The 20,320-nt window shown below is 72.4% G+C and carries 17 protein-coding genes; 11 read left to right on the top strand and 6 right to left on the bottom strand.

What is annotated here, in order from left to right; genetic code table 11:
• Positions 1-34 precede the first annotated feature (34 nt).
• The 5 genes from ACFZDJ_RS18575 (at position 35) to ACFZDJ_RS18555 (ending at position 6,113) form a co-directional block, all read left to right on the top strand.
• Positions 35-1,459: a BNR-4 repeat-containing protein gene (locus ACFZDJ_RS18575; protein WP_391060166.1), complete on the top strand. Its 1,425-nt coding sequence runs from the start codon at positions 35-37 to the stop codon at positions 1,457-1,459.
• 76 nt (positions 1,460-1,535) lie between these two features.
• Positions 1,536-2,561, top strand: coding sequence for a LacI family DNA-binding transcriptional regulator (locus ACFZDJ_RS18570; protein WP_067360334.1), 1,026 nt, complete (start codon positions 1,536-1,538; stop codon positions 2,559-2,561).
• A gap of 134 nt (positions 2,562-2,695) precedes the next feature.
• Positions 2,696-3,997 (top strand): alpha/beta fold hydrolase, encoded by a 1,302-nt coding sequence (locus ACFZDJ_RS18565; protein ID WP_391060164.1) that lies wholly within the window; start codon positions 2,696-2,698, stop codon positions 3,995-3,997.
• A 31-nt stretch (positions 3,998-4,028) separates the two neighbouring features.
• Entirely contained in the window at positions 4,029-4,916 is an 888-nt protein-coding gene (gene sigJ / locus ACFZDJ_RS18560; RefSeq protein ID WP_391060162.1) for an RNA polymerase sigma factor SigJ, read from the top strand.
• A 363-nt stretch (positions 4,917-5,279) separates the two neighbouring features.
• Positions 5,280-6,113 carry a pentapeptide repeat-containing protein gene (locus tag ACFZDJ_RS18555; RefSeq protein WP_391060160.1) on the top strand — a complete coding sequence of 278 codons (834 nt, stop codon included), beginning with the start codon at positions 5,280-5,282 and terminating at the stop codon, positions 6,111-6,113.
• On the opposite strand, the gene ACFZDJ_RS18550 is transcribed toward ACFZDJ_RS18555, so the two are convergent.
• Positions 6,075-7,559 carry a cytochrome P450 gene (locus tag ACFZDJ_RS18550; protein WP_391060158.1) on the bottom strand — a complete coding sequence of 495 codons (1,485 nt, stop codon included), beginning with the start codon at positions 7,557-7,559 and terminating at the stop codon, positions 6,075-6,077. The two genes, ACFZDJ_RS18555 and ACFZDJ_RS18550, sit on opposite strands and share 39 nt — an antisense overlap.
• A gap of 122 nt (positions 7,560-7,681) precedes the next feature.
• On the opposite strand from ACFZDJ_RS18550, the gene ACFZDJ_RS18545 reads away from it, so the two are divergent.
• Entirely contained in the window at positions 7,682-8,299 is a 618-nt protein-coding gene (locus tag ACFZDJ_RS18545; RefSeq protein ID WP_101402498.1) for a TetR/AcrR family transcriptional regulator, read from the top strand.
• A 98-nt stretch (positions 8,300-8,397) separates the two neighbouring features.
• Complete coding sequence (locus ACFZDJ_RS18540) at positions 8,398-9,123, top strand: DUF2470 domain-containing protein (protein WP_391060576.1); 726 nt, start codon at positions 8,398-8,400, stop codon at positions 9,121-9,123.
• Here the strand turns inward: ACFZDJ_RS18540 and ACFZDJ_RS18535 are convergent.
• The 3 genes from ACFZDJ_RS18535 to ACFZDJ_RS18525 form a co-directional block, all read right to left on the bottom strand.
• Positions 9,091-10,320 (bottom strand): beta-propeller fold lactonase family protein, encoded by a 1,230-nt coding sequence (locus ACFZDJ_RS18535; protein ID WP_391060156.1) that lies wholly within the window; start codon positions 10,318-10,320, stop codon positions 9,091-9,093. The two genes, ACFZDJ_RS18540 and ACFZDJ_RS18535, sit on opposite strands and share 33 nt — an antisense overlap.
• Before the next feature lie 137 nt (positions 10,321-10,457).
• Positions 10,458-11,498 (bottom strand): hypothetical protein, encoded by a 1,041-nt coding sequence (locus tag ACFZDJ_RS18530; protein ID WP_391060154.1) that lies wholly within the window; start codon positions 11,496-11,498, stop codon positions 10,458-10,460.
• A gap of 51 nt (positions 11,499-11,549) precedes the next feature.
• Entirely contained in the window at positions 11,550-12,821 is a 1,272-nt protein-coding gene (locus ACFZDJ_RS18525) for an aromatic acid exporter family protein (RefSeq protein WP_168514301.1), read from the bottom strand.
• A gap of 117 nt (positions 12,822-12,938) precedes the next feature.
• On the opposite strand from ACFZDJ_RS18525, the gene ACFZDJ_RS18520 reads away from it, so the two are divergent.
• Positions 12,939-13,535, top strand: coding sequence for a TIGR03086 family metal-binding protein (locus ACFZDJ_RS18520; protein WP_391060152.1), 597 nt, complete (start codon positions 12,939-12,941; stop codon positions 13,533-13,535).
• A 116-nt stretch (positions 13,536-13,651) separates the two neighbouring features.
• Here the strand turns inward: ACFZDJ_RS18520 and ACFZDJ_RS18515 are convergent, their stop codons facing one another.
• A complete protein-coding gene (locus tag ACFZDJ_RS18515) occupies positions 13,652-14,281 on the bottom strand; it encodes an ABATE domain-containing protein (RefSeq protein ID WP_391060150.1) in 630 nt (209 codons plus the stop codon).
• A 134-nt stretch (positions 14,282-14,415) separates the two neighbouring features.
• On the opposite strand from ACFZDJ_RS18515, the gene ACFZDJ_RS18510 reads away from it, so the two are divergent.
• Both ACFZDJ_RS18510 and ACFZDJ_RS18505 read left to right on the top strand, forming a co-directional pair.
• Positions 14,416-15,414, top strand: coding sequence for a zinc-binding dehydrogenase (locus ACFZDJ_RS18510; RefSeq protein ID WP_391060148.1), 999 nt, complete (start codon positions 14,416-14,418; stop codon positions 15,412-15,414).
• Positions 15,415-15,500: 86 nt separating this feature from the next.
• Complete coding sequence (locus ACFZDJ_RS18505; RefSeq protein WP_391060146.1) at positions 15,501-16,394, top strand: DUF3626 domain-containing protein; 894 nt, start codon at positions 15,501-15,503, stop codon at positions 16,392-16,394.
• Here ACFZDJ_RS18505 and ACFZDJ_RS18500 read toward each other — a convergent pair.
• Positions 16,334-16,990, bottom strand: a complete 657-nt coding sequence (locus ACFZDJ_RS18500) for a PAS domain S-box protein (RefSeq protein ID WP_390935437.1) — start codon at positions 16,988-16,990, stop codon at positions 16,334-16,336. The genes ACFZDJ_RS18505 and ACFZDJ_RS18500 overlap by 61 nt on opposite strands.
• 136 nt (positions 16,991-17,126) lie before the next feature.
• Here ACFZDJ_RS18500 and ACFZDJ_RS18495 point away from each other — a divergent pair, with 136 nt between their 5' ends.
• Complete coding sequence (locus tag ACFZDJ_RS18495; RefSeq protein WP_391060573.1) at positions 17,127-20,306, top strand: cytochrome P450; 3,180 nt, start codon at positions 17,127-17,129, stop codon at positions 20,304-20,306.
• Positions 20,307-20,320 lie beyond the last annotated feature (14 nt).

The raw sequence follows: 20,320 nt of genomic DNA, 5'->3' as shown, positions 1-20,320 counted from the left end.
CCACCCGCGCGAACCCCTACCCAGGAGTCCGGACATGAAGAGACGCACCCTGCTGGCCACCGCCCTGCTGACCGGCGTGGCAGGCCCCGGAATCGGCGCCGGTACGGCACGCGCGGCCGACCCCGGCCCCTCGGTCACCCTCACCGGCAGCACCCAACTCGACTCCCAGGCCCTGTACTTCGTGTCCTACGACGGCCTGGTCAACAACAACTCGTTCCAGAAGAACGGTCTGTTGACCTACAAGGGCTACCAGTACGCCGTCTGGTACACCACCGACAGCAGCGCGGTCGTCGCCCGCCGGGCGCTCGGCGCGTCCAGCTGGTCGACACTCACCCTCGCCCATCGGCTCAAGAGCTCCGACTCGCACAACGTGATCTCCATGGGCGTGTCGAAGACCGACGGCCGGCTGCACCTCAACATGGACTCCCACAGCGACGGCTTCTTCTATGTGAAGTCGGTGGCAGGGCTGCTCGACAACCCCGCCACCACCGCCTGGACCTCCGCGGTCTTCGGAGCCGTACAGACCTCGCTGGACGGCCTCGCGCTCACCACGCAGTTCACCTACCCCCAGTTCATCTCCACGCCCGACGGCAAGCTCCAGCTGAGCTACCGCGTGGGCATCTCCGGAAACGGGCGCAACGCCCTCGCGGAGTACGACGGCTCGTCCTGGACCGCTCTCGGGGAGTGGTCCGGCTCGACCGGCACGTACACCAGCGAGCACGGCTCCAGCACCGCCCGCAACATGTATCTCCACGGCATCGACTACGACGTCAACGGACGCCTGCACTCCTTCTTCACCTGGCGCGAGCAGAACGGCGCCGTGATGTGCAACAGCGGCGGCATCACCAACCACGACACCGGCTACGTCTACTCGACCGACCGCGGCCGCACCTGGCGCAACAACGCGGGCACCCTCGTCGGCACCACGGGCGGCTCCGACACGGTGGCCGTCACCGACGCCGGACTCGTCGTCGACGCGCTCAACCCCGACCACTCCCTGATGAACCAGGAGAGCCAGGCCACCGACTCCACCGGCCTGCCGCACGCGATCATCAGCTACGTGCCCGGGCGCTTCGGCCAGTGCACCACCAACTACGTCACCGACCGGACGAACAACGGCCGCGCCTTCCACCTCCGCAAGAACGCCTCGGGCAGCTGGACCAAGACCGAGATCCCGATCGCCCTCGGCTCGAGCCAGCGCACGAAGCTGATCCTGGACAAGTACGACAACGCCTACGCGATCATGCCCTTCGGCCGGATCGCGGGCGCCTCGAAGTCCTCCGGGTACACGGACTGGAAGCTCCTGTACGACGGCAGCGGCCTCAACGCCTTCGGCGAGGTGGTGATCGACGAGACGCGCGTCTCACAGGACGGGACGCTGTCGGTCATGTACCAGGAGAAGTCCAGCGGGACCACGCCCTCGGCGCTCCATGTCGTCGACTTCCGGCTGCCCGCATGACCAGCGAAGTCGGCGGACTCGCGGATAATGTGAAGGCCCGCCCGCCGCTTCTCGTCCCCCTGGAGGTTCCTGCCTGATGGCACAGTCGGTGGGTATCAAGGACGTCGCCCGCGCCGCCGGAGTCTCCGTGGGCACGGTCTCGAACGTCATCAACCGCCCGGACAGCGTCGCCTCCGAGACCCGGGCCCGTGTCCAGTCGGCGATAGACCGGCTCGGCTATGTCCGCAGCGAGTCCGCGCGCCAGCTGCGGGCCGGACGCAGCCGGATCATGGGCCTGCTCGTCCTCGACATGGGCAACCCCTTCTTCGTGGACGTGGCCCGCGGCGCCGAGCGCGCCGCGCGGGACGCCGGGCTCGGCGTGATGGTCTGCAACAGCGCGCAGAGCGCCAGCGAGGAGGCCGACTATCTCTCGCTCTTCGCCGAGCAGCGGGTACGCGGCGTGCTGCTGACGCCCGCCGACGCGACCGGGCGCAACATCGCGACGTTCCGCCGCAACGGCATCCCCTTCGTGCTGGTCGACCGGGTCGCCGAGGGCACCACCGAGTGCTCGGTCTCGGTCGACGACGTGGCGGGCGGCGCACTGGCCGTACGGCACCTGGTCGACGCGGGCCATCGATCGATCGCGTACGTCAGTGGCCCGCCCGGCCTCAACCAGGTCAGGGACCGCCGCGTGGGCGCCCTGAACGCGCTGGCCGAGGCGGGCCTGGCGCCCACCGCGATGCGGGAGCTGCCCACCCAGCGCCTCGACGTGGCCGCGGGCCGCGACGCGGGCGCCCGGCTGCTGGGCCTCGCCGAGCGCCCGACCGCCGTCTTCTGTGCCAACGACCTGCTCGCGCTCGGCGTCCTGCAGGCCATGTACGCGGCGGGCGTCGGCGTCCCCGACGACCTCGCGATCGTCGGCTACGACGACATCGAGTTCGCCGCCGCCGCGGCCGTCCCGCTCACCTCCGTGCGGCAGCCCGCCATGACCATGGGCGCCCTCGCCGCCGAACTGCTGCTGGAGGAGACGGAGGCCGAGACGGCACCCACACCGCACGAGCACCGGCGCGTGGTGCTCCAGCCGGAGCTGGTCGTGCGCCGCTCCAGCCTGTCGGCGCGCTGACGCGCGGCACGGCCCGCGCGCCTGGCCTGCTGAGCGACCATTCAGTACGATTTTCTTGATCCCCGGTCTCGGCCGGTCGGGGATCATGTGCTCAACTGGGACGCAGCCTGGATCCGTACGTCTCGGGAGCCCTGTTGACCGTCAGCTACCGCCAGCCCGGTGTCGTCCTCACCGACCACCGTTTCACCGTGCCGCTCGACCACGACGACCCGGCGGGGGAGAGCATCGAACTGTTTGCCCGCGAGGTCGTCGCGAGCGACAAGGCGCACCAGGACCTCCCCTGGATGGTCTACCTCCAAGGCGGCCCCGGCTTCGGCGCCAACCGCTTCGTCGGCAAGCAGGCCTGGCTCGGCCGCGCGCTGAAGGAGTTCCGGGTGCTGCTGCTCGACCAGCGCGGCACCGGCCACTCCACGCCCGCCAATCGACAGACGCTGCCGCTGCGCGGCGGCCCCGGCGCGCAGGCCGACTACCTCGCGCACTTCCGCGCCGACTCCATCGTCCGCGACTGCGAGGCCATCCGCCCCCGGCTCACCGGCGGCGACCCCTGGACCGTACTCGGCCAGAGCTTCGGCGGCTTCTGCGTCGTGCACTACCTCTCGACCGCCCCCGAAGGTCTGCGCGCGGCCCTCATCACCGGCGGCCTGCCCTCCCTCGACGCGCACGCGGACGACGTCTACCGGGCCGCGTACCCCCGTATCGAACGCAAGGTCGCGGCACACTACGCGCGATACCCCCAGGACATCGAGCGGGCCCGGCAGATCGCCGACCACCTCCTCCGCCACGAGATCGTTCTGAGCAACGGCTACCGCCTGACCGTCGAGGCCTTCCAGTCCCTCGGCATCCTCCTCGGCGGGGGCGAGGGCAGCCACCGTCTGCACTACCTCCTGGAGGAGGCCTTCGTCCGCACCCCGCAGGGCCCGGCCCTCTCCGACGCCTTCCAGGAGGAGGTACAGGGCCTCCTCTCGTACGCCGGCCACCCCCTGTACGCGCTCGTCCACGAGGCCTGCTACGCCCAGGACGACCGGCCGACCGCCTGGTCCGCCGAGCGGGTGCGCGCCGAGTTCCCCCAGTTCGACGCGGCGAAGGCCCTCGCGGACGACGGACCGCTGCTGTTCACCGGCGAGTCCGTGCACCCCTGGCTGTTCGACACCGACCCCGCGCTGCGTCCCCTGCGCGAGACCGCCGAGGAACTCGCCGCGCGCACCGACTGGCGGCCGCTGTACGACCCCGCCCGCCTCGCCGCCAACGAGGTGCCGGTGGCCGCGGCGGTCTACCACGACGACATGTACGTCGACCCGGAGCACTCCCTGCGCACGGCCCGTGCCATCGGGGGCCTGCGGACCTGGGTGACCGACGAGTTCGAGCACGACGGTGTACGGGCCGGAGGGTCGCGCGTCCTGGACCGGTTGCTGGCGCTGACGCGCGACGAGGTCTGACCGGGCGCCGTTCGGGGGAGAGGGCAACGCAATGGACGACGACGAACTCCTCGAACATCTCGCCGACCGGTTTCAGGAGCACCGCGGTCGACTGAGGGCGGTGGCCTACCGGATGCTCGGCTCGCTGAGCGAGGCGGACGACGCGGTCCAGGAGGTGTGGCTGAAGCTCGGCCGCACGGACGTCGGCGAGATCAGGAACCTCGCGGGCTGGTTGACCACGGTGGTCGGCCGGGTCTGCCTGGACATGCTGCGTACGCGTGCCGCGCGCCGCGAGGAGCCGCTGGACACCTATGTCCCGGACCCGCTGGTCAGCCCCCTGGAGCGGATCGACCCCGAGCAGGAGGTGCTGCTCGCCGACTCGGTGGGGCTGGCCCTGCTGGTGGTCCTGGAGACACTGGAACCCGCGGAGCGCCTCGCGTTCGTCCTGCACGACATGTTCGCGGTGCCCTTCGACGACATCGCGCCCGTCGTGGGCCGCTCGTCGGCCGCGACGCGGCAGTTGGCGAGTCGGGCTCGGCGGCGGGTACGGGGCGCTGCCGCGCCGGAGCCCGAGCTCGATCTCGCCCGGCAGAAACTGGTCCTCGACGCCTTTCTCGCGGCCTCGCGCGCCGGGGACTTCGAGGCGCTGGTGTCCGTCCTCCATCCCGATGTCGTGCTCCGCGTCGACTCCGGTGTGCTCGTCGGTGGGGCGGCGGCGTCCAAGGTGGTCCACGGTGCGACCGGCGTCGCCCAACAGGCGCTCATGTTCCGCCAGTTCGCTGATTTCTCCCGGCTCGCGCTGGTCAACGGGGCGATCGGCGTCGTCACGGCCCCCGAAGGCCGTCCCCTGTCCGTCATGGGCGTCACCATCACCGACGGCCGCATCGTCGAGATGTACATCCTCGCCGACCCCGAACGCCTATCCGGCCTGGAGGGCTGAGCCCCTGGTTCCTCGCCCCCGCCGCCCCTACCCGTCCCATCCCTGGGGGCTGCCGCCCCCAGACCCCCGCTTCGGCCTGAACGGCCTCGTCCTCAAACGCCGGACGGGCTGAAGACGCACGCCCACCCCCACCGGCCGACAGCCGAACGAGTCCGGGCCGGTGAGGATGCGGGGCGAAGCCCTGCCCCAGGGGCGCGGGGAACTGCGCGACCAGCCCCCACCCACCCGCAGTCGAAGAACGCACCCTGGGGGTCTGGGGGCGGAGCCTCCAGGGATGGGACGGGTAGGGGCGGCGGGGGCGAGAGAACCCCTCACGGAGGGCGCCTGCCGCCCCAGTAGGCTGGTGACATGCAAGAAGACAGCGTGACGGCAGTCGATGAACGGCTCCTTGAGTTGCGGGCCGACTGCGGTCGGTGTTTCGGGTTGTGCTGTGTCGCCCTGCCCTTCACCCGCTCGGCGGACTTCGCGATCGACAAGGACGCCGGAAAACCCTGCCAGAACCTGCGGACGGACTCCCGGTGCGGAATCCACACGCAGCTGAGGGAGAAGGGGTTCAACGGGTGCACGGTGTACGACTGTTTCGGCGCCGGCCAGCAGGTCTCCCAGGTCACCTTCGCCGGCCAGGACTGGCGCACTGGCCCGCGAGAACGAGCCCGGCAGATGTTCGACGTGTTCCCGGTCGTCCGCCAGCTCCACGAACTGCTCCGGTACCTGAACGAGGCCCTGACCCTCCCCGCGGCCCGCCCGATCCACGCCGACATCCGCCGAGCCCTCACGGAGACGGAGCGGCTGACGAACCAATCCCCCGAAGAACTGGGGGAGTTGGACGTGAACGCACACCGGCAGCAGGTCAACACCCTCCTGCTGCGGACCAGCGAACTCGTGCGCGCGGGAGTCGGCCGCGGCAAGAAGAAGAACCGGCGCGGCGCCGACCTCATGGGCGCCCGCCTCAAGGGCGCCGACCTGCGCGGTGCCAACCTGCGCGGCGCCTATCTCATCGCCGCCGACCTCACCGGCGCCGATCTGCGCGGCGCGGACCTGATCGGCGCCGACTTCCGCGACACCGATCTGACGGACGCGGATCTGACCGACGCGTTCTTCCTGACCCAGCCCCAGCTGAACGCGGCCAGGGGCAGTGCCGGGACCAGACTGCCGCGGTCAGTCACCCGCCCGGACCACTGGACGACCGACGAGTGAGCCGGCAGCGGACGCACGGCTGTCGAGGTGCAGCCGCAGTCCCTCCGGCATCAGCGTCAGCCGCTCGCAGACCCGCAGCCGGTAGTCCGGTTCGGGCCGCAGATCGTAGCGGCGCAGCAGCAGCCCCAGGACGAGCGTCGCCTCGTGCAGCGCGAACTGCCGGCCGATGCAGGCCCGCGCCCCGGTGCCGAACGGCTTGAAGGTGTGAGCGGCTCGGGATCGTACGGCCCCCGGGTCGAAGCGGTCCGGGTCGAATTCCTCGGCGTCCGCGCCCCACACCTCCGGGTTGCGGTGCAGCAGCGCCGTCAGGACCAGGGTCCAGGCACCCGTCCGCATCGGGTGGACCCCGCCCAGCACGGTGTCCTCGCGAGCCTCGCGCGCGAAGCCGGGCGCCGTCGGCCACAGTCGTAGCGACTCGTCGAGGACCCGGCGTACGTACCGCAACTTGGCGACCTGGTCGTAGGCGGGCAGGGGAGTGTCGCCCCAGACCCGGTCCACCTCGGCCCGTGCGCGGTCGGCGACGTCCGGGTGCTGGGCGAGGTAGTGCAGGGCGAAGGAGAGCGCGCCCGAGGTCGTCTCGTGGCCGGCGATCAGGAAGGTGATCACCTGGCGGCGGATGTTCTCGGGGGTCAGCCGTTCCCCCGTGTCCGGGTGGGCGCTCTCCAGCATCCGGTCGAGCAGGTCCCCCTCGCCGGAGGAGTGCTGACGGGCGGCCACGACGGCGTCGACCGTCTGGTTGAGATACGCCATGTGCTCCTTGTTGCGGCGGGTGGCCCCGCGCAGCAGGACCGGGGCCAGCGGCGCGGGGAGCACGTTGAGGCGTTGCGCGTAGGTCAGGGTGCCGACCATCGCGGTGACGAAGGCGTGCGGCCTGGAGCGCTCGAAGGAGCCGAAGTCGTGGCCGAAGCCGGTGCGGGCGATCGTCTCCAGCGTCAGTTTCGTCATGTCGCCGGGTACGTCCACCGCCCGGCCCGCCGCGCGTTCCCCGTCCCAGCGGTCCATCAGCCGCTGGGTCACGGCGAGCATCATCGGGTGATAACCCTCCATCGCCTCACGGCTGAAGCCTGGGGCGAGGATGTCGTGGGCCAGCTGCCAGTTCGGTTCGTGGTTGTACGCCGTGAACAGACCGTCCCCGGCGACCGGCCGGAGGTTGGCGACCCCGAGGCCGACGTGCTTGGCGAACCGTGTCTCGTCCGCCAGCTCGGCCGCGAGCTCGGCGCCCCACACGAAGACGATCTCCTTGCCGAAGCCCTTGCGCCGGAAGATCGGCCCGAGCCTGCGCCCGAAGCGCATCGAGTCCTGCACCGGAGAGCGGACGTTCGCGCCGATCACATCCCCGACGAGGGGGAGCCGGTAGGGCGGGCGGGGGATGCGGTGCAGCTCGGGCCAGCCCAGCTCCGCGCTCCGGAACCCCTTGGGCAGCATGGGCCCTGTCGTCTCCGCCATGACGCGATCTCCCTAGTGCCTGCGGCACGTCGACGCTGCTGTCCTGACCATGTTGTACGCGGGTTCAATAGCGGTTTTCAGTGTGATCCCGTTGTTGAACCGACGTCAAGTAAGGTGCGGCCATGATGGGCAAACAGGGGGAGCGAGGAGAGCGGACACGCCGTCGGCTCAGTACCGAGGAACGCAGGGAGCAGCTGCTGTCCGTCGGGGCGCGGCTGTTCTCGGAGAGCCCGTACGACGAGGTGTGGATCGAGCAGGTCGCCGAGATCGCCGGGGTCTCGCGCGGGCTCCTGTACCACTACTTCCCGACCAAGCGGGACTTCTTCGCGGCCGTCGTGGAGCGCGAGAGCGAGCGGATGCTGCGGCTGACGGCCGCGGTGCCCGGCATTCCCGTCCGCGAGCAGCTGAGCGCCGGACTCGACACCTTCCTGGCGTACGTCGAGGCCCACGCGCACGGCTTCCGCGCCTTCCATCGCGCCGACGCGGCCGGTGACCAGGCCGTGCGCAGGGTCTATCAGCGGGCGCTGGCCGCGCAGGAGCAGCAGATCCTGGCGGCGCTCGACGCGGACCCCGACGTCCCCGGGGGGATCGAGGACCGGCCCGAGCTGCGGATCGCCGTCCGTGGCTGGCTCGCCTTCACCACGGCCGTGTGTCTGGAGTGGCTCAGGGGGGCGGAGCTGACCCGGGAGCAGCTGCGGGATCTGTGCGCGCGGGCGCTGCTGGGCGCCATCACGCCGTAACTCGTGCGAGGGACGAAGGCGTGGCGTGGTTGGCGCGCACCCGGATCTCCGATAGGTTAGGCAAGGCTTACCTAAGGGAGGTTGGGATGGGTGACCGCATGGGTGACCGTCATACCTGGACGGCCGCGCCCGCCACTGCCGAGCGCGCCCGCTCGGTGCTCGCCGCGGCCTGGTCCTGCGCGGTGACCGCGGAGGGTGGCAGGGAGGAACTCGTCGGCGCGCACACCGTCACCGCGGACGGCCGGGTTCTCCTGCATGTGCCGGACGACAGCACGCTGACGGCCGCGGCGGTCTGTGCGCCGCGCGGAGAGCCCTCCGCCGTTCTGGAGTTCGCGGACGTCGCGCCGGTGCCGGTGCGCAACCGGATCCGCGCCCGGCTCTGGATGGCCGGCCGGTTCGTCCTGGCGGACGGGCATCTGGAGTTCCGGCCCTCGCGCGTGGTGCTGCGCGAGGCGTCCGGCGCGCTCGTGGTGGACCTCGACGAGTTCGCGGACGCCGTTCCCGATCCGCTCGCGACGGCCGAGGCGAGCCTGCTCACCCACCTGGCCGACGCACACCCCGACGCCGTCGAGCGGCTGACCCGCCTCGTCGAGCCCGAGAGCCTGCACGGCGCGGTCCGCGTCCAGCCGCTCGCCGTCGACCGGCACGGACTGACACTGCGGATCGAACGGGCGCGTGGCGACGGTGACGTACGCCTGTCCTTCCACTCGCCCGCCGACGACGTCTCACAGCTCACCGAGCGGATGCACGTGCTGCTCACGCAGGCGAGCTCCGCATCCTGCCCCCGCGCGCTACAGCGGCAGCGCACAGACGGCGACGGGTGAGGCGAAAGGCTCGCCCGCGAGCCGGAGTTCACCGCTCGCGCCCTCGACGTGGAAGACGCTGACCGTGCTCGAGCGCTGGTTCGCCGTGAACAGCAGCCGTTCGTCCGGCGAGAAGGCGAGCTGGCGCGGGAAGTCGCCGCCGACCGGCACGGTGTCCAGGAGCCTCAACCGGGCACCGGCCGCCTCGACCGCGTACCGCGTCAGGCTGTTGTGGCCGCGGTTGGCGAGATAGGCGTACGCCCCGTTCGACGTCACCAGGATCTGCGCCGGGTAGTTCGTGCCCGTGCCCGTGCCGGTGGGCTGCGGGTCGCCCGGGGTGAGCCGTCCGCTCGCCGGGTCGTACGCGCAGACCACGACCGTGTTGTCGACCTCGTTGGCCAGATAGGCGAAACGGCCGTCGGGGTGGAAGGTGAGATGACGTGGCCCCGCGCCCGGCCGGGTGTGCGCCTGGGAGACCTCGGTGAGCGTTCCCTTCGACTGGTCCAGGCGGTAGGTGTAGACCGTGTCGGTGCCCAGGTCGACGGCGAGGACGTGCCCGCCGTCCGGACTGGTCACGAACTGGTGCGCGTGCGGGCCGTCCTGGCCGGGGCCCGGTGCCGGACTGGAGTGGGTGACCAGGTCGGTGCGCTCGCCGAGTGCGCCCGAGGCGTCGACGGGGTGCACGGCCACGCTGCCCGAGGTGTAGTTGGCGCTCAGCAGCCACCGTCCGCTCGGATGCACGGAGAGGTGGCAGGGGCCCGCGCCGCCGGTGCTCCGGGTGCCCAGCACTTTGTGGTCGGTGAGCCGTACGGCCGTCACGGCGCCCTGCGGCCGCTCGTCGACGGCGTACAGGGTGTGGCCCTTCGGATGCGTGGCGAGGTACGACGGGTCGCCGATGCCGGTGAGCGTGCCGGTGGCCGTGACGGCACCCGTCGACGGGTCGTACGTGGCCAGGCCGATCCCCTTTCCGCCGCCCTCGACCGAGGTGTACGTGCCGAGGAACAGTCGGCGGACGGCGGGGGAGGAAGAGGTCGGCCCGGGGGCCGAGGTGGCGGGGGAGCCCCCGGCGGGTGGGGTCGTGGTGGCCGCGGGACGGGTGCGTGGCGCGGCCGGTGCCGGCACCGTCGTCACCGCGGTGATCCCCGCCAGCGCCCCGAGGAACCGGCGCCTGCCCCAGCCGCCGCCCGCGTCCCGCGCCGGATCTGCGCCACTGTTCATACCTGCACCTCGGGTGTCGGTTGCCTCGGTCGTCACAGCCACCTTGGCGTGCGACACCCGAGAAGTGCAAGAACGGCAACGCGCGTTGCACCCTGTGCAACGATGGGCGGGGTTGCCCGACGACCGGGTGGGGCCGCCTACCAGTCACCGTCCCCGACCGGCTTGCCCGGCGCGTCGCCCAGCTGTTTCACCTGGTGGGGCGAGGGCTCCTGCCAGGGCTCGTGGTCGTCGCCGAGCCACTCGCCGACCGGCCGCACCGAGCTCAGCGTGTCGGTGGGGGCGACGTCCTGGGCCGCGTCGTCGTAGTACTCGAACCAGGGCAGCCCGGCCTGTGTGTACGCAGCGCGGTCGACGGGGGACGGCGGGGGAGCCTCGCCCGTGATACGGCGCCACTCGGGAGGCGTCACGAGATGCACGAACACCCGGCCGGCGGGCTCCCTGGCCCAGGCGCCGCGCGATCGCTCGTCCACGTAGACCTCCTGGCGCATCGAGCCTCCCACGCCGAGTCCCATGGCCGGGGCGCTTCTCGCGCGGGCCGCCGAGGCGGGCGCGGCGGCCATGGCGGCGCCGGGAGCCGGCGGGGCGGCGCCATAGGCGGACACGCTCTTCACCGACCTCGTGCTCACGGTCCGGCGGCGCTCCAGCTCACGCCACTTCGCGAGCTCCGCGTCATTGAGCCGGAAGGACTGCAGCTGCAGGCCGCCCCACACCTCCTCGCCGGTGACCTGGCCCTCGACCGTGGCGCCGAGCCCCAGCGGCACGGCCACGAACTGGCGGACCGTGCCCTTCCCGGAGTTGATGCCGTCGAGCCAGGGCTGGCGGGGGAGCACCACGTAGTTCTGCGGGTCCTGGGCGAGCAGGGAGCTCCACGGCCTGCCCGAGACCGCGCACACCTTGCCCACGCCGACCTGGAGCGCGGCCGGCTCCGTCGAGCCCGCGAAGCTCAGCCACATGGCCTCGCGCAGATACACCGGCAGCATCACACCGCCGCGCGCACGCCACTGGGCGGGCACGGTGTCCGCGTGGTCCTCGACACGGCGCACAGGGAACTCACCGAGCCCCGGTGGCAGTTCGTGCGTACCCGTCTCGGGCAGGCGCAGCGTCCGCATGAAACGGACCCGCACCCCGCCCGGCAGGCGCAGTGTGTTCCCGTCGATCCGCACAGCGTCGTCGGCCATCCGTCCGCTCCCCCCGTCGTCGCCCCCGTCCCCGACACGGAACGGCTGTCCTCAGAGAGAACGACCGGAGACGGGGGGACGGTTCCGGTCCGAGCGCGGCTGTCGCGGCCCGCGGGGCATCCGAAGGCGCTGCCTCAGTCGGATGAGGTGGTGACGGCGCTCGCGCTCTTCGCGGGTGCCGCGGTCGAGTTCCTCCAAGAGCCGCCGTGAGCGGTGCTCCGTGTCCAGCTCGTCCAGGATGCGGTTGACCTCGGTGAGGACGGCGCCGTGCAGCTGCCACTGCCGGGCGTCCCGCTGCACCTCGTCGAGCAGCAGCTGGGCCAGCTTGTCGCGGGTCGCCGTGGCCGTGGACAGCTCCGCGGCGAGCCGGTCCTCGGCCGACTCGGCGTTCTGACTGATGTCCGTGGTCACCAGCACCGCGAAACTCACCACGGCGTCGCCCACTTCGGACAGCAGCTGCTCCAGCGTCGCCCCCACCTGCGGCTCGAACAGCGGCTCGGGATCGCGCTCCTTGGCGAGGTCGGTGAGGGTGCGGGCGAGTACCCGCAGCACCACCGTGCAGATCTCCAGCGTGTCCAGGCCGGTGCGCAGCACGATCCGGTGCAGCAGGCCCTCCCGTACGCGCGGATTGAGCTTGAGGCTGTCCTCGGCCTGCCTGAGCGCCGCGTCGACCTGGACGATGTCGTGGTCCAGGCGGCGCGCCTCGTGCAGCCGGGCGGTCGCGTGCTCGACGGGGGTGCGGCCGGCCGCCTCCTCGCCCATCCGCAGCATCAACTGGCGTACCCGCCGCGCCAGATCCTCGATGGACTCGCCGGCCGCACCCACCCACACCGGCGGAGCGAAGAGCAGATTGCAGCCGAGCCCGACCACCGCGCCGATCAGGGTCTCCAGCACCCTGGCCCAGGCCGTGTCCCCGACCCGGGTCACGCCGAGCACGAGCATGGCGCTGATCGCCACCTCGGGCACGAACTCGCTGACCCGGACGAGATGGCCGACGGCCAGCGAGGCGAGGATGAGCAGGGCCAGACTCCACCACGTCAGACCCACGAGAACGCTGAAGGCGATGGCGACGACCACACCCGCCACCACGGAGTTCACCCGGCGGATGCCGGTGGTGAGGGTGGCGTAGAGCGTGACCTGCACGACCAGGAGCGCGGTGAGCGGGGCGGTGAGCGGCGCGGGCTCCGGACTGAGCCGCAGCGCGATCACGTACGCGACGGTCGCGGCCCCCGCCGACCGCACCGACTGGACGACCACGGGTTCCTCGTGCCACTTCCGGAGCTGTGCGCCTGCCACGGCCCACGCACCACGTACGTCTCGCATCCTTGGCCTTTTCCCTTTTCGCAGGCGTACCGAACGTGCTGATTGAGGACCGTAACTGTCCGCAAGGGAGCCTAGTTTGTTCTCATCGGCCGGAAGGCACCCAGGAGGGGACCAGGAATGCGCGATCTCGCGGGCTTCGAACTGCTGACCAGGGCACATGTCTACCTGATGGAGGTGGCCGCCGCCGTACCGGAGCGGGCGTGGGGGGCTCCGACGCCGTGCAGCGAGTGGACGGTGCGCCAGGTCCTCAACCACGCGCGACTGGATCAGCAGGCGTACGGCGCCGCGATCACCGGCGCCGACCGGCCCGACTCCGACCCCTTCCGGCCCGCCGACGCGCTGGACTCCGACGCGCGGACGGCGCTGGAGAAGGTGCTGCGGGGCGTGGCGGACGCCTACGCACAGCTGCCGGCCGACTCCCCGGAGGTCGCGACCCCCCTCGGACCGCTGCCGTTCCCGCTGGCCGCCGCCGCTGCCGCCATGGACGCCGCCGTGCACGCCTGGGACATCGCCGTCGCCACCGGCCAGGACGCGCCGCTGGAGGAGGAGCTGGCGGAGGGGATCAGGTTTGCGGCGGATCGGCTCGCCGATCATCTGCGCGACTCGTACGGGGTGTTCGCCGCCGCCCGCGAGGTGCCCGCGACCGCCGGCCGGGCGGAGGCGCTGCTCGCCTTCCTCGGCCGGGACCCGCACTGGACGCCCGCCGTGGCCTGACCTGCGGACCGCGAGGCGGCGGACACCGCGCCGTTACCGACCGGTCGACGCCACGGGCGCGGACGGCGCGGCCTACTGCCACCGGCTGGAACAGGCACGGACGGCGCGGCCCACCGTCACCGGCTGGAGCCGGTGCGGCTGCGGGACCGGTAGCCGGCCACCTTCGCGAGGTTGCCGCAGCGGTCCATGGAGCACCAGCGGCGCCGACGGGCCTGGGAGTCGTCCAGGAAGAGCAGCGAGCACTCGGGGTTCTCGCACTCCTTGACCCTGGCAAGGAGCGGGCCGCCGACCAGCAGGACGGCGTCCCGGGCCACGGTCGCGAGGGCCGCGGGTCCGGGATGCCCGGCCGTCCAGCGCAGGGGCTGCCGGGGGCCGGCGCCGTCGTCCTGCGGCTCGGCGAGTTGGGGGGCGAGGTCGGGGCGGGCCGCCGCCTCGTTCGCCCGCGCGACATCGGCCGGGTCGGGTGCCTCCCCGGCCATCGCGGCGCGTACGAGCCGGTAGAGGGCCTCGCGAAGGGTGCGGGCGTGGGCGAGATCGCCCTCGGTGACGTGCACCGGCGTGTCGTCGGCCCCGGCGCTCAGGCCCGCGTCGGTGATCCAGCGGGCGAGGGCGTCGGGGTCCGGGAGCCGCTCCAGGGGGGTGGCGTGCCGCTTGCCGAGCGTGGCCACGAAGTTCAGGCAGGGGCGTCCGCCGATGAAGGGGAACGGCGAGGCGGGCTCGGGGACGGCGGCGGGAGCGGAGGGCATGGTCCGAGTGTAGCGCCTTGACACCGGTTGAAGTGGTGTCGCATGGTGACACCACTTCAACCGGTGTCACCGCTCTTGTGGATCTCCTCCGATTCCGCGGTGTCCCGGTGCGTCCACCAGGAAGCAGGTGCGGTATGCGTGCGGTGCGGATCGACGAGTTCGGCGGACCCGAGGTGCTGGTGCCGGTGGAGCTCCCCGACCCGGTCGCGGGCCCCGGCCAGGTGCTGCTGCGGGTCGTGGCGGCGGGGGTGAACCGGGCGGACGCGCTGGTCCGTGCCGGGCGGTACCACCGGGCCGGACGGCCGCCGCTGATCCCGGGCGTGGAGGCGGCCGGAGTCGTCGCCGCGGTGGGGGAGGGGGTGACCGACATCGAGGTCGGACAGCGGGTCATGGCCCTGGACGGGGTGAACGCACCCGGTTTCTACGCCGAGTTGGCCGTCGTGCCCGCCCGGCAGGTCACGGCCCTGCCGGACGGTCTGGAGCTGACGGAGGCCGCCGGCCTGCCCGTGGCCTGGCTCTCCGCCTGGTACTGCCTGCGCCATCTGGCGAAGGTGACCAAGGACGACACCGTGGTGGTGAAGGCCGCCGCGAGCGGGGTGGGCAGCGCGGCCGTCCAGATCGCCGCCGGGACCGGCGCCCGTGTCATCGCGCTCGCGGGTTCACCCGACAAGACCGCCTGGGCCGCCGGATTCGGCGCCCACGACACCCTCGACACCTCCGCGCACCCGGGCGACGCGGAGGTCGAGGAGTTGCTGCGGCTGACCGGCGGGCGTGGCGCGGACGTCGTCCTCGACACCGTCGGTGGCCCCGCCTTCGGACGGAGTCTGCGCGAGGTCGGGCACGGCGGGCGGGTGGTCGCGCTCGCCAATGTCGCCCTGGAGCCGAGCACGATCGACACCCGCGACTTCTATCCGAAGAACGCTGCCGTCCTCGGCTTCCAGCTCACCAATCTGCAGATCCACGGCTACGACCCCCGCGAGGACCTGCGCGAGCTGGCCAGGCGGGTCGCGGCGGGTACGTACCACGTGCCGGTCGAGACGGTGGTCCCGCTGGACCAGGCGCGCGCGGCCCACGAACGTCTGGAGCGGCGCGACAACCGGGGCAAGATCGTGCTGGCCGTTCAGGAGAAATGAGTTGCGGATGTCCCGCCCGACGAGTGATCTCTGAAGGTCCCGGGGTGGGGCGAAGACGTGCGGAAACGGGGCGGGGGAGGGGTCGAGTGGACTTCAGGGACGGCCGCACACCCCAGGAGCGGGCGCTGCGCCATGTCACGGCTCTCTCCCGCGGCCCTGCGGTGGACCCGGCGTTGCGCATTACCCTGAACTTCCACCCCGACCGGCTGGTGGGCGGGCTCCCGATCCTGGAGGTGCTGGCCCGGGACGGCGCGTACGTCTCGCAGTTCGTCACCGGCACGAGCAACGGCGGGCTCACCGCACATCCCGGCGGCGACCGCTGGCGCTGGGAGAGCCGGATCTTCGGCGCGGCGTACGACGCCGAACCCGCGCACGAGCGACCCGTGTACGGCGGACTGAACTTCCGGCGCCGGCTCGTCGGGGCGGCGCCCCGCTTCGGCTCCTCGCACTTCCGGCTGACCGGTGCGGCCCTGCGGCGGGCCACCTTCTGCTATCCCGACAGCGCGGCCGAGCCGTCCGCGTTCGGGGTCGCCGCCGGGATGTCCCTGATCGAGCTGGCCGAGGCGGACGAGCAGGACGCGCTCGACGACTACATCGAGGCGCAGGTGCACGGCCCCGTAGACCTGGCGAGGGACATGGAGGCCCTGGTCCTGGACACGAGCTACCGCGGCACGGCCGTCGAGGCGGCGGCCCGGCGGCTCCCGTGCCCCGTGGAGTGGCACCCCGGCTACCGGCTCCCGGTCGAGGAACTGCGGCGCCACCCGGACTTCCGCGGCCCGGAGTTCGTCGCGCTCGGCGTCCGGATCGCCGAGGACGGCTGGCTCGACCCCCGGATCATCGGGGACGCCGCCCGTACCGGCCGCCACGAACTCCAGGACCTGAAGAGGGTCTGGCACTGCCTCGCGCGCTTCGGCGCCCCTCAGGGAGCGGGCACGGCCGTGGGCGGCCACACTCCCGGGGTCAGTACGCCCAGCGCGTAGGCGCGCGCGACCAGTTCCGTACGGTTGGCCGCACCCCAGCGCTCGGACAGGCGCCGCAGATGGTAGTTGACGCCGTCCACGGTCAGGCCCGTCTCCCGGGCGGTCCGCGCGGTGGTCGCGCCCCCGGCGAGCAGCGCCAGAATGCGGATCTCGGCCGTGCCGGCCGCGGGCTCGGGCGACCGCTCCACGACCGGGCACTCGCCGAGCACGCGGACCATGACCAGCAGTGCGGTGCTCGTCTCGACGGAGTCGCTGACCGGGTCCGCGGTCAGCTCGCCCTCGCGCCGCACCCCGTCGGCCGCCTCCCAGCGCACCGAGACCGGATAGCGCGAGCGACGGCGCAGCCGCAACGCCTGTGCGATCCGCTCGATCTGCCAGGGCTCCTGCGGCCGGAACAGGTCCAGGACCTTGCGTCCCCGCAGCCCGCTCGACGTGGCGCCCCACTCCGCAGCCATGGCCGGATTGGCCAGGATGATCCCCCCGTACACATCGCAGACCGCGACCGGCATGGGGATGCGGTCGAACAACGTCATGGCCCGGTTGCGCCACACCACCGCGTCCACCGCGTCCACCGCCTCCTCCCGGCCTCCTGCCATCCCGCCGCGGCCGTGACAAGCGCGACCCGGCCCCGGTGACTACAGAATCATGTAGTGCGGTGGTGCGGGCATGCCGGGTCCGACGACCAAGCTGGGAGAGCAGGACTTCCGTACCGCGAAAGGCAGTTGTCGCGCCATGTCCCCCACTGCGCCGCACCCGCAACCCACACACTCCCTCCACGACATACCGGTCGTCGACATATCCGACACCGGACCCGGCCGAACCCCACTCCAGCAGGTGATGGAGCTGATGCGCGCGCACGGCCCCGTGCTCGTACGACGGCTGCACGGCCGGGACACCCTCTTCGTCGGCGATCTCGACCTGGTCACCGACCTGGCCGACGAGAACCGGTTCGCCAAGGCCGTCGGACCCGCCCTGGAGAACGTCCGCGCGTTCGCCGCCGACGGACTGTTCACCGCCTACAACGACGAGCCGAACTGGGCGAAGGCGCACGACATCCTCATGCCCGCCTTCGCGCTGGGCTCCATGCGCACCTACCACCCCGTGATGCTGCGCGTCGCACGCCGGCTGATCGACTCCTGGGACCGCGGCGCCCGCGCCGGACAGCCCGTGAACGTCCCCGACGACATGACCCGCATGACCCTCGACACCATCGGACTCGCCGGGTTCGGCTACGACTTCGGCTCCTTCGAGCGCGACGAACCCCACCCCTTCGTCGAGTCCATGGTCCGCTGCCTGGAGTGGAGCATGACCCGGCTCAGCCGCACGCCGGGCAGCGACCACTCAGCGGCGGACGCGGCCTTCCGCGCGGACGCCGACCACCTCGCGCGGGTCGTCGACGAGGTGATCGCCGCCCGCGTTGACGCCGGACCGAACGCGGCCGACGCCGGGGACCTCCTCGGACTGATGCTCACCGCCGAGCACCCCGCCGACGGCACCACGCTCGACACCGCCAACATCCGCAACCAGGTGATCACCTTCCTGATCGCGGGCCACGAGACCACCTCGGGCGCGATGTCGTTCGCGCTCTACTACCTGGCCAAACACCCCGCCGTACTCCAGCTCGTGCAACGCGAGGCCGACGCGCTGTGGGGCGGCGACGCGGACCCCGAGCCGACGTTCGAGGAGATCGGGCGGCTCACCTACACCCGGCAGGTGCTCAACGAGGCGCTGCGGCTGTGGCCGACCGCCGCCGCGTTCAGCCGGCACGCCCGCGAGGACACCCTGCTCGGCGGCCGGATCCCGCTGCGCGCCGGACAGGCGGTCACCGTGCTCGGCCCGATGCTGCACCGGCAGCCGGTGTGGGGCGACAACCCCGAACTCTTCGACCCCTCGCGCTTCACGGCGGAGGCGGAGGCCGCGCGCTCCCCGCACGCGTTCAAGCCCTTCGGCACCGGTGAACGCGCCTGCATCGGGCGGCAGTTCGCCCTGCACGAGGCCACCATGCTGCTGGCCATGCTCGTCCACCGCTACCGGCTGCACGACCACGCCGACTACGCGCTGACGGTCAAGGAGACGCTCACTCTCAAGCCCGAGGGGTTCACCCTCACGCTCACCCCGCGCACGGCCGCCGACCGTGTCCAGGCGCCCCTGCCCGGCGCCGGCGCCCAGAACGCGGCGCAGACTCCGGCCGACGCGTCCACCCTGCCCATCCGGGTGCGTCCCGGCACCCGCGCACTCTTCCTGCACGGCAGCAACTACGGCACCTGCCGCGAATTCGCCGCCTCGCTCGCCGACGAGGCCGCCGGGATCGGCTGTGACACGGAGGTGGCCCCGCTGGACGCGTACACCGACGGGCTGCCCACCGACCGCCCCGTCGTCATCACCGCCGCCTCCTACAACGGCCAGCCCACCGACGACGCCACCGCCTTCGCGGCCTGGCTCGACACCACCCCTCAGGCCACCGGCGTGACGTACGGCGTCCTGGGCGTCGGCGACCGCAACTGGGCCGCCACCTACCAGCACGTCCCGGCCCACATCGACGAGCGCCTCGCGCAGGGGGGCGGCACCCGGCTCCTGGAGCGCGCCGCGGCCGACGCCTCGGGCGACCTCGCCGGCACCGTCCGCACCTTCACGGCCCGGCTGCGCACCGCGCTGCTCGAGCGGTACGGCGACCCGGACGCCACCGACACAGTGGAGCCCACGGCGGCGTACGAGGTCCGGGCGCTGACCGGCGGTCTCCTGGACGCCCTCGCCGAGCGGCACGGGCTGCTCCCCATGACCGTCACCGAGGCGTACGACCTCACCGCGCCGACGCACCCGCGCACGAAGCGTTTCGTCCGGCTGGCCCTGCCCGACGGCACGACCTACCGCACCGGCGACCACCTCACGGTGCTTCCGGTCAACGACCCGGCCCTCGTCGAGCGGACCGCCACCGCGCTGGGCCTCGACCTGGACACGGTCCTGGACATCCGGGCCACCCGCCCGCGCCGCGACGGCATCGCGGTCGACCGGCCCCTGACGGTACGCCAACTCCTCACACACCACGTCGAGTTGCAGGAACGCCCGACCCTCGACCAGCTCACCGTCCTCGCGGCGGCCAACCCGTGCCCGCCGGAACGAACGGCCCTCGCGGCGCTCGTGGACGACCCGCGCACCCTGGTCGAGGTGTGCGAGGCCCACCCCGCCCTGCGCGGCGCGCTGGACTGGTCGGCCCTGCTCGACCTCCTCACCCCGCTGCGCCCCCGCCCCTACTCGGTGTCGTCCTCACCCGCGACCGACCCCGGCCACGCCGACCTGATGGTCTCCCTGCTGGAGGCCCCGGCCCGCTCCGGCCGGGGCACGTACACCGGAGTCGGCTCCGGCCACCTGCACACGGTCAAGCCCGGCGACACCGTCCTCGCCCGCGTCCAGCCCTGCCGGGAGGCCTTCCGGATCGACGCCCGCGCGCCGGTCGTGATGGTCGCGGCGGGCACCGGACTCGCCCCGTTCCGCGGCGCCATCGCCGACCGCCGGGCCAAGCTGGCCTCGGGAGCCGAACTGCCGCCCGCCATCTGCTACTTCGGCTGCGACGCCCCGGACGCGGACTACCTCCACGCCGAGGAACTCCACGCCGCCGAGGCCGCCGGAGCGGTCTCCCTGCGCCCGGCCTTCAGCCTGGCGCCCGTCGAGGGTGTGACCTTCGTGCAGCACCGGATCGCCGCCGAGGCGGAGGAGGTCTGGGAGCTGCTGCGGGCCGGGGCCCGGGTGTACGTGTGCGGTGACGGCTCGCGCATGGCACCCGGCGTCCGCGAGGCCTTCCGTACGCTGTACCGGGACCGTACGCCGGACGCGGACGAGGCGACCGCCGAGAGGTGGCTGAACGAGCTGATCGCGAACGGGCGTTACGTGGAGGACGTGTACGCGGCCGGGTGACCGAAGGGGCGGGT

This window comes from Streptomyces sp. NPDC007896 (genome assembly GCF_042959425.1).
Taxonomy (GTDB): domain Bacteria; phylum Actinomycetota; class Actinomycetes; order Streptomycetales; family Streptomycetaceae; genus Streptomyces.
Note: the sequence above shows the minus strand (reverse complement) of the source record. Positions and strands in the feature narration are given on the sequence as shown.

Coding starts and splice junctions, on each gene's coding strand:
- ACFZDJ_RS18575 (WP_391060166.1), top strand. CDS start 35: ATGAAGAGACGCACCCTGCTGGCCACCGCCCTGCTGACCGGCGTGGCA.
- ACFZDJ_RS18570 (WP_067360334.1), top strand. CDS start 1,536: ATGGCACAGTCGGTGGGTATCAAGGACGTCGCCCGCGCCGCCGGAGTC.
- sigJ (WP_391060162.1), top strand. CDS start 4,029: ATGGACGACGACGAACTCCTCGAACATCTCGCCGACCGGTTTCAGGAG.
- ACFZDJ_RS18550 (WP_391060158.1), bottom strand. CDS start 7,559: ATGGCGGAGACGACAGGGCCCATGCTGCCCAAGGGGTTCCGGAGCGCG.
- ACFZDJ_RS18545 (WP_101402498.1), top strand. CDS start 7,682: ATGATGGGCAAACAGGGGGAGCGAGGAGAGCGGACACGCCGTCGGCTC.
- ACFZDJ_RS18540 (WP_391060576.1), top strand. CDS start 8,398: ATGGGTGACCGTCATACCTGGACGGCCGCGCCCGCCACTGCCGAGCGC.
- ACFZDJ_RS18535 (WP_391060156.1), bottom strand. CDS start 10,320: ATGAACAGTGGCGCAGATCCGGCGCGGGACGCGGGCGGCGGCTGGGGC.
- ACFZDJ_RS18530 (WP_391060154.1), bottom strand. CDS start 11,498: ATGGCCGACGACGCTGTGCGGATCGACGGGAACACACTGCGCCTGCCG.
- ACFZDJ_RS18525 (WP_168514301.1), bottom strand. CDS start 12,821: ATGCGAGACGTACGTGGTGCGTGGGCCGTGGCAGGCGCACAGCTCCGG.
- ACFZDJ_RS18520 (WP_391060152.1), top strand. CDS start 12,939: ATGCGCGATCTCGCGGGCTTCGAACTGCTGACCAGGGCACATGTCTAC.
- ACFZDJ_RS18515 (WP_391060150.1), bottom strand. CDS start 14,281: ATGCCCTCCGCTCCCGCCGCCGTCCCCGAGCCCGCCTCGCCGTTCCCC.
- ACFZDJ_RS18510 (WP_391060148.1), top strand. CDS start 14,416: ATGCGTGCGGTGCGGATCGACGAGTTCGGCGGACCCGAGGTGCTGGTG.
- ACFZDJ_RS18500 (WP_390935437.1), bottom strand. CDS start 16,990: ATGGCAGGAGGCCGGGAGGAGGCGGTGGACGCGGTGGACGCGGTGGTG.
- ACFZDJ_RS18495 (WP_391060573.1), top strand. CDS start 17,127: ATGTCCCCCACTGCGCCGCACCCGCAACCCACACACTCCCTCCACGAC.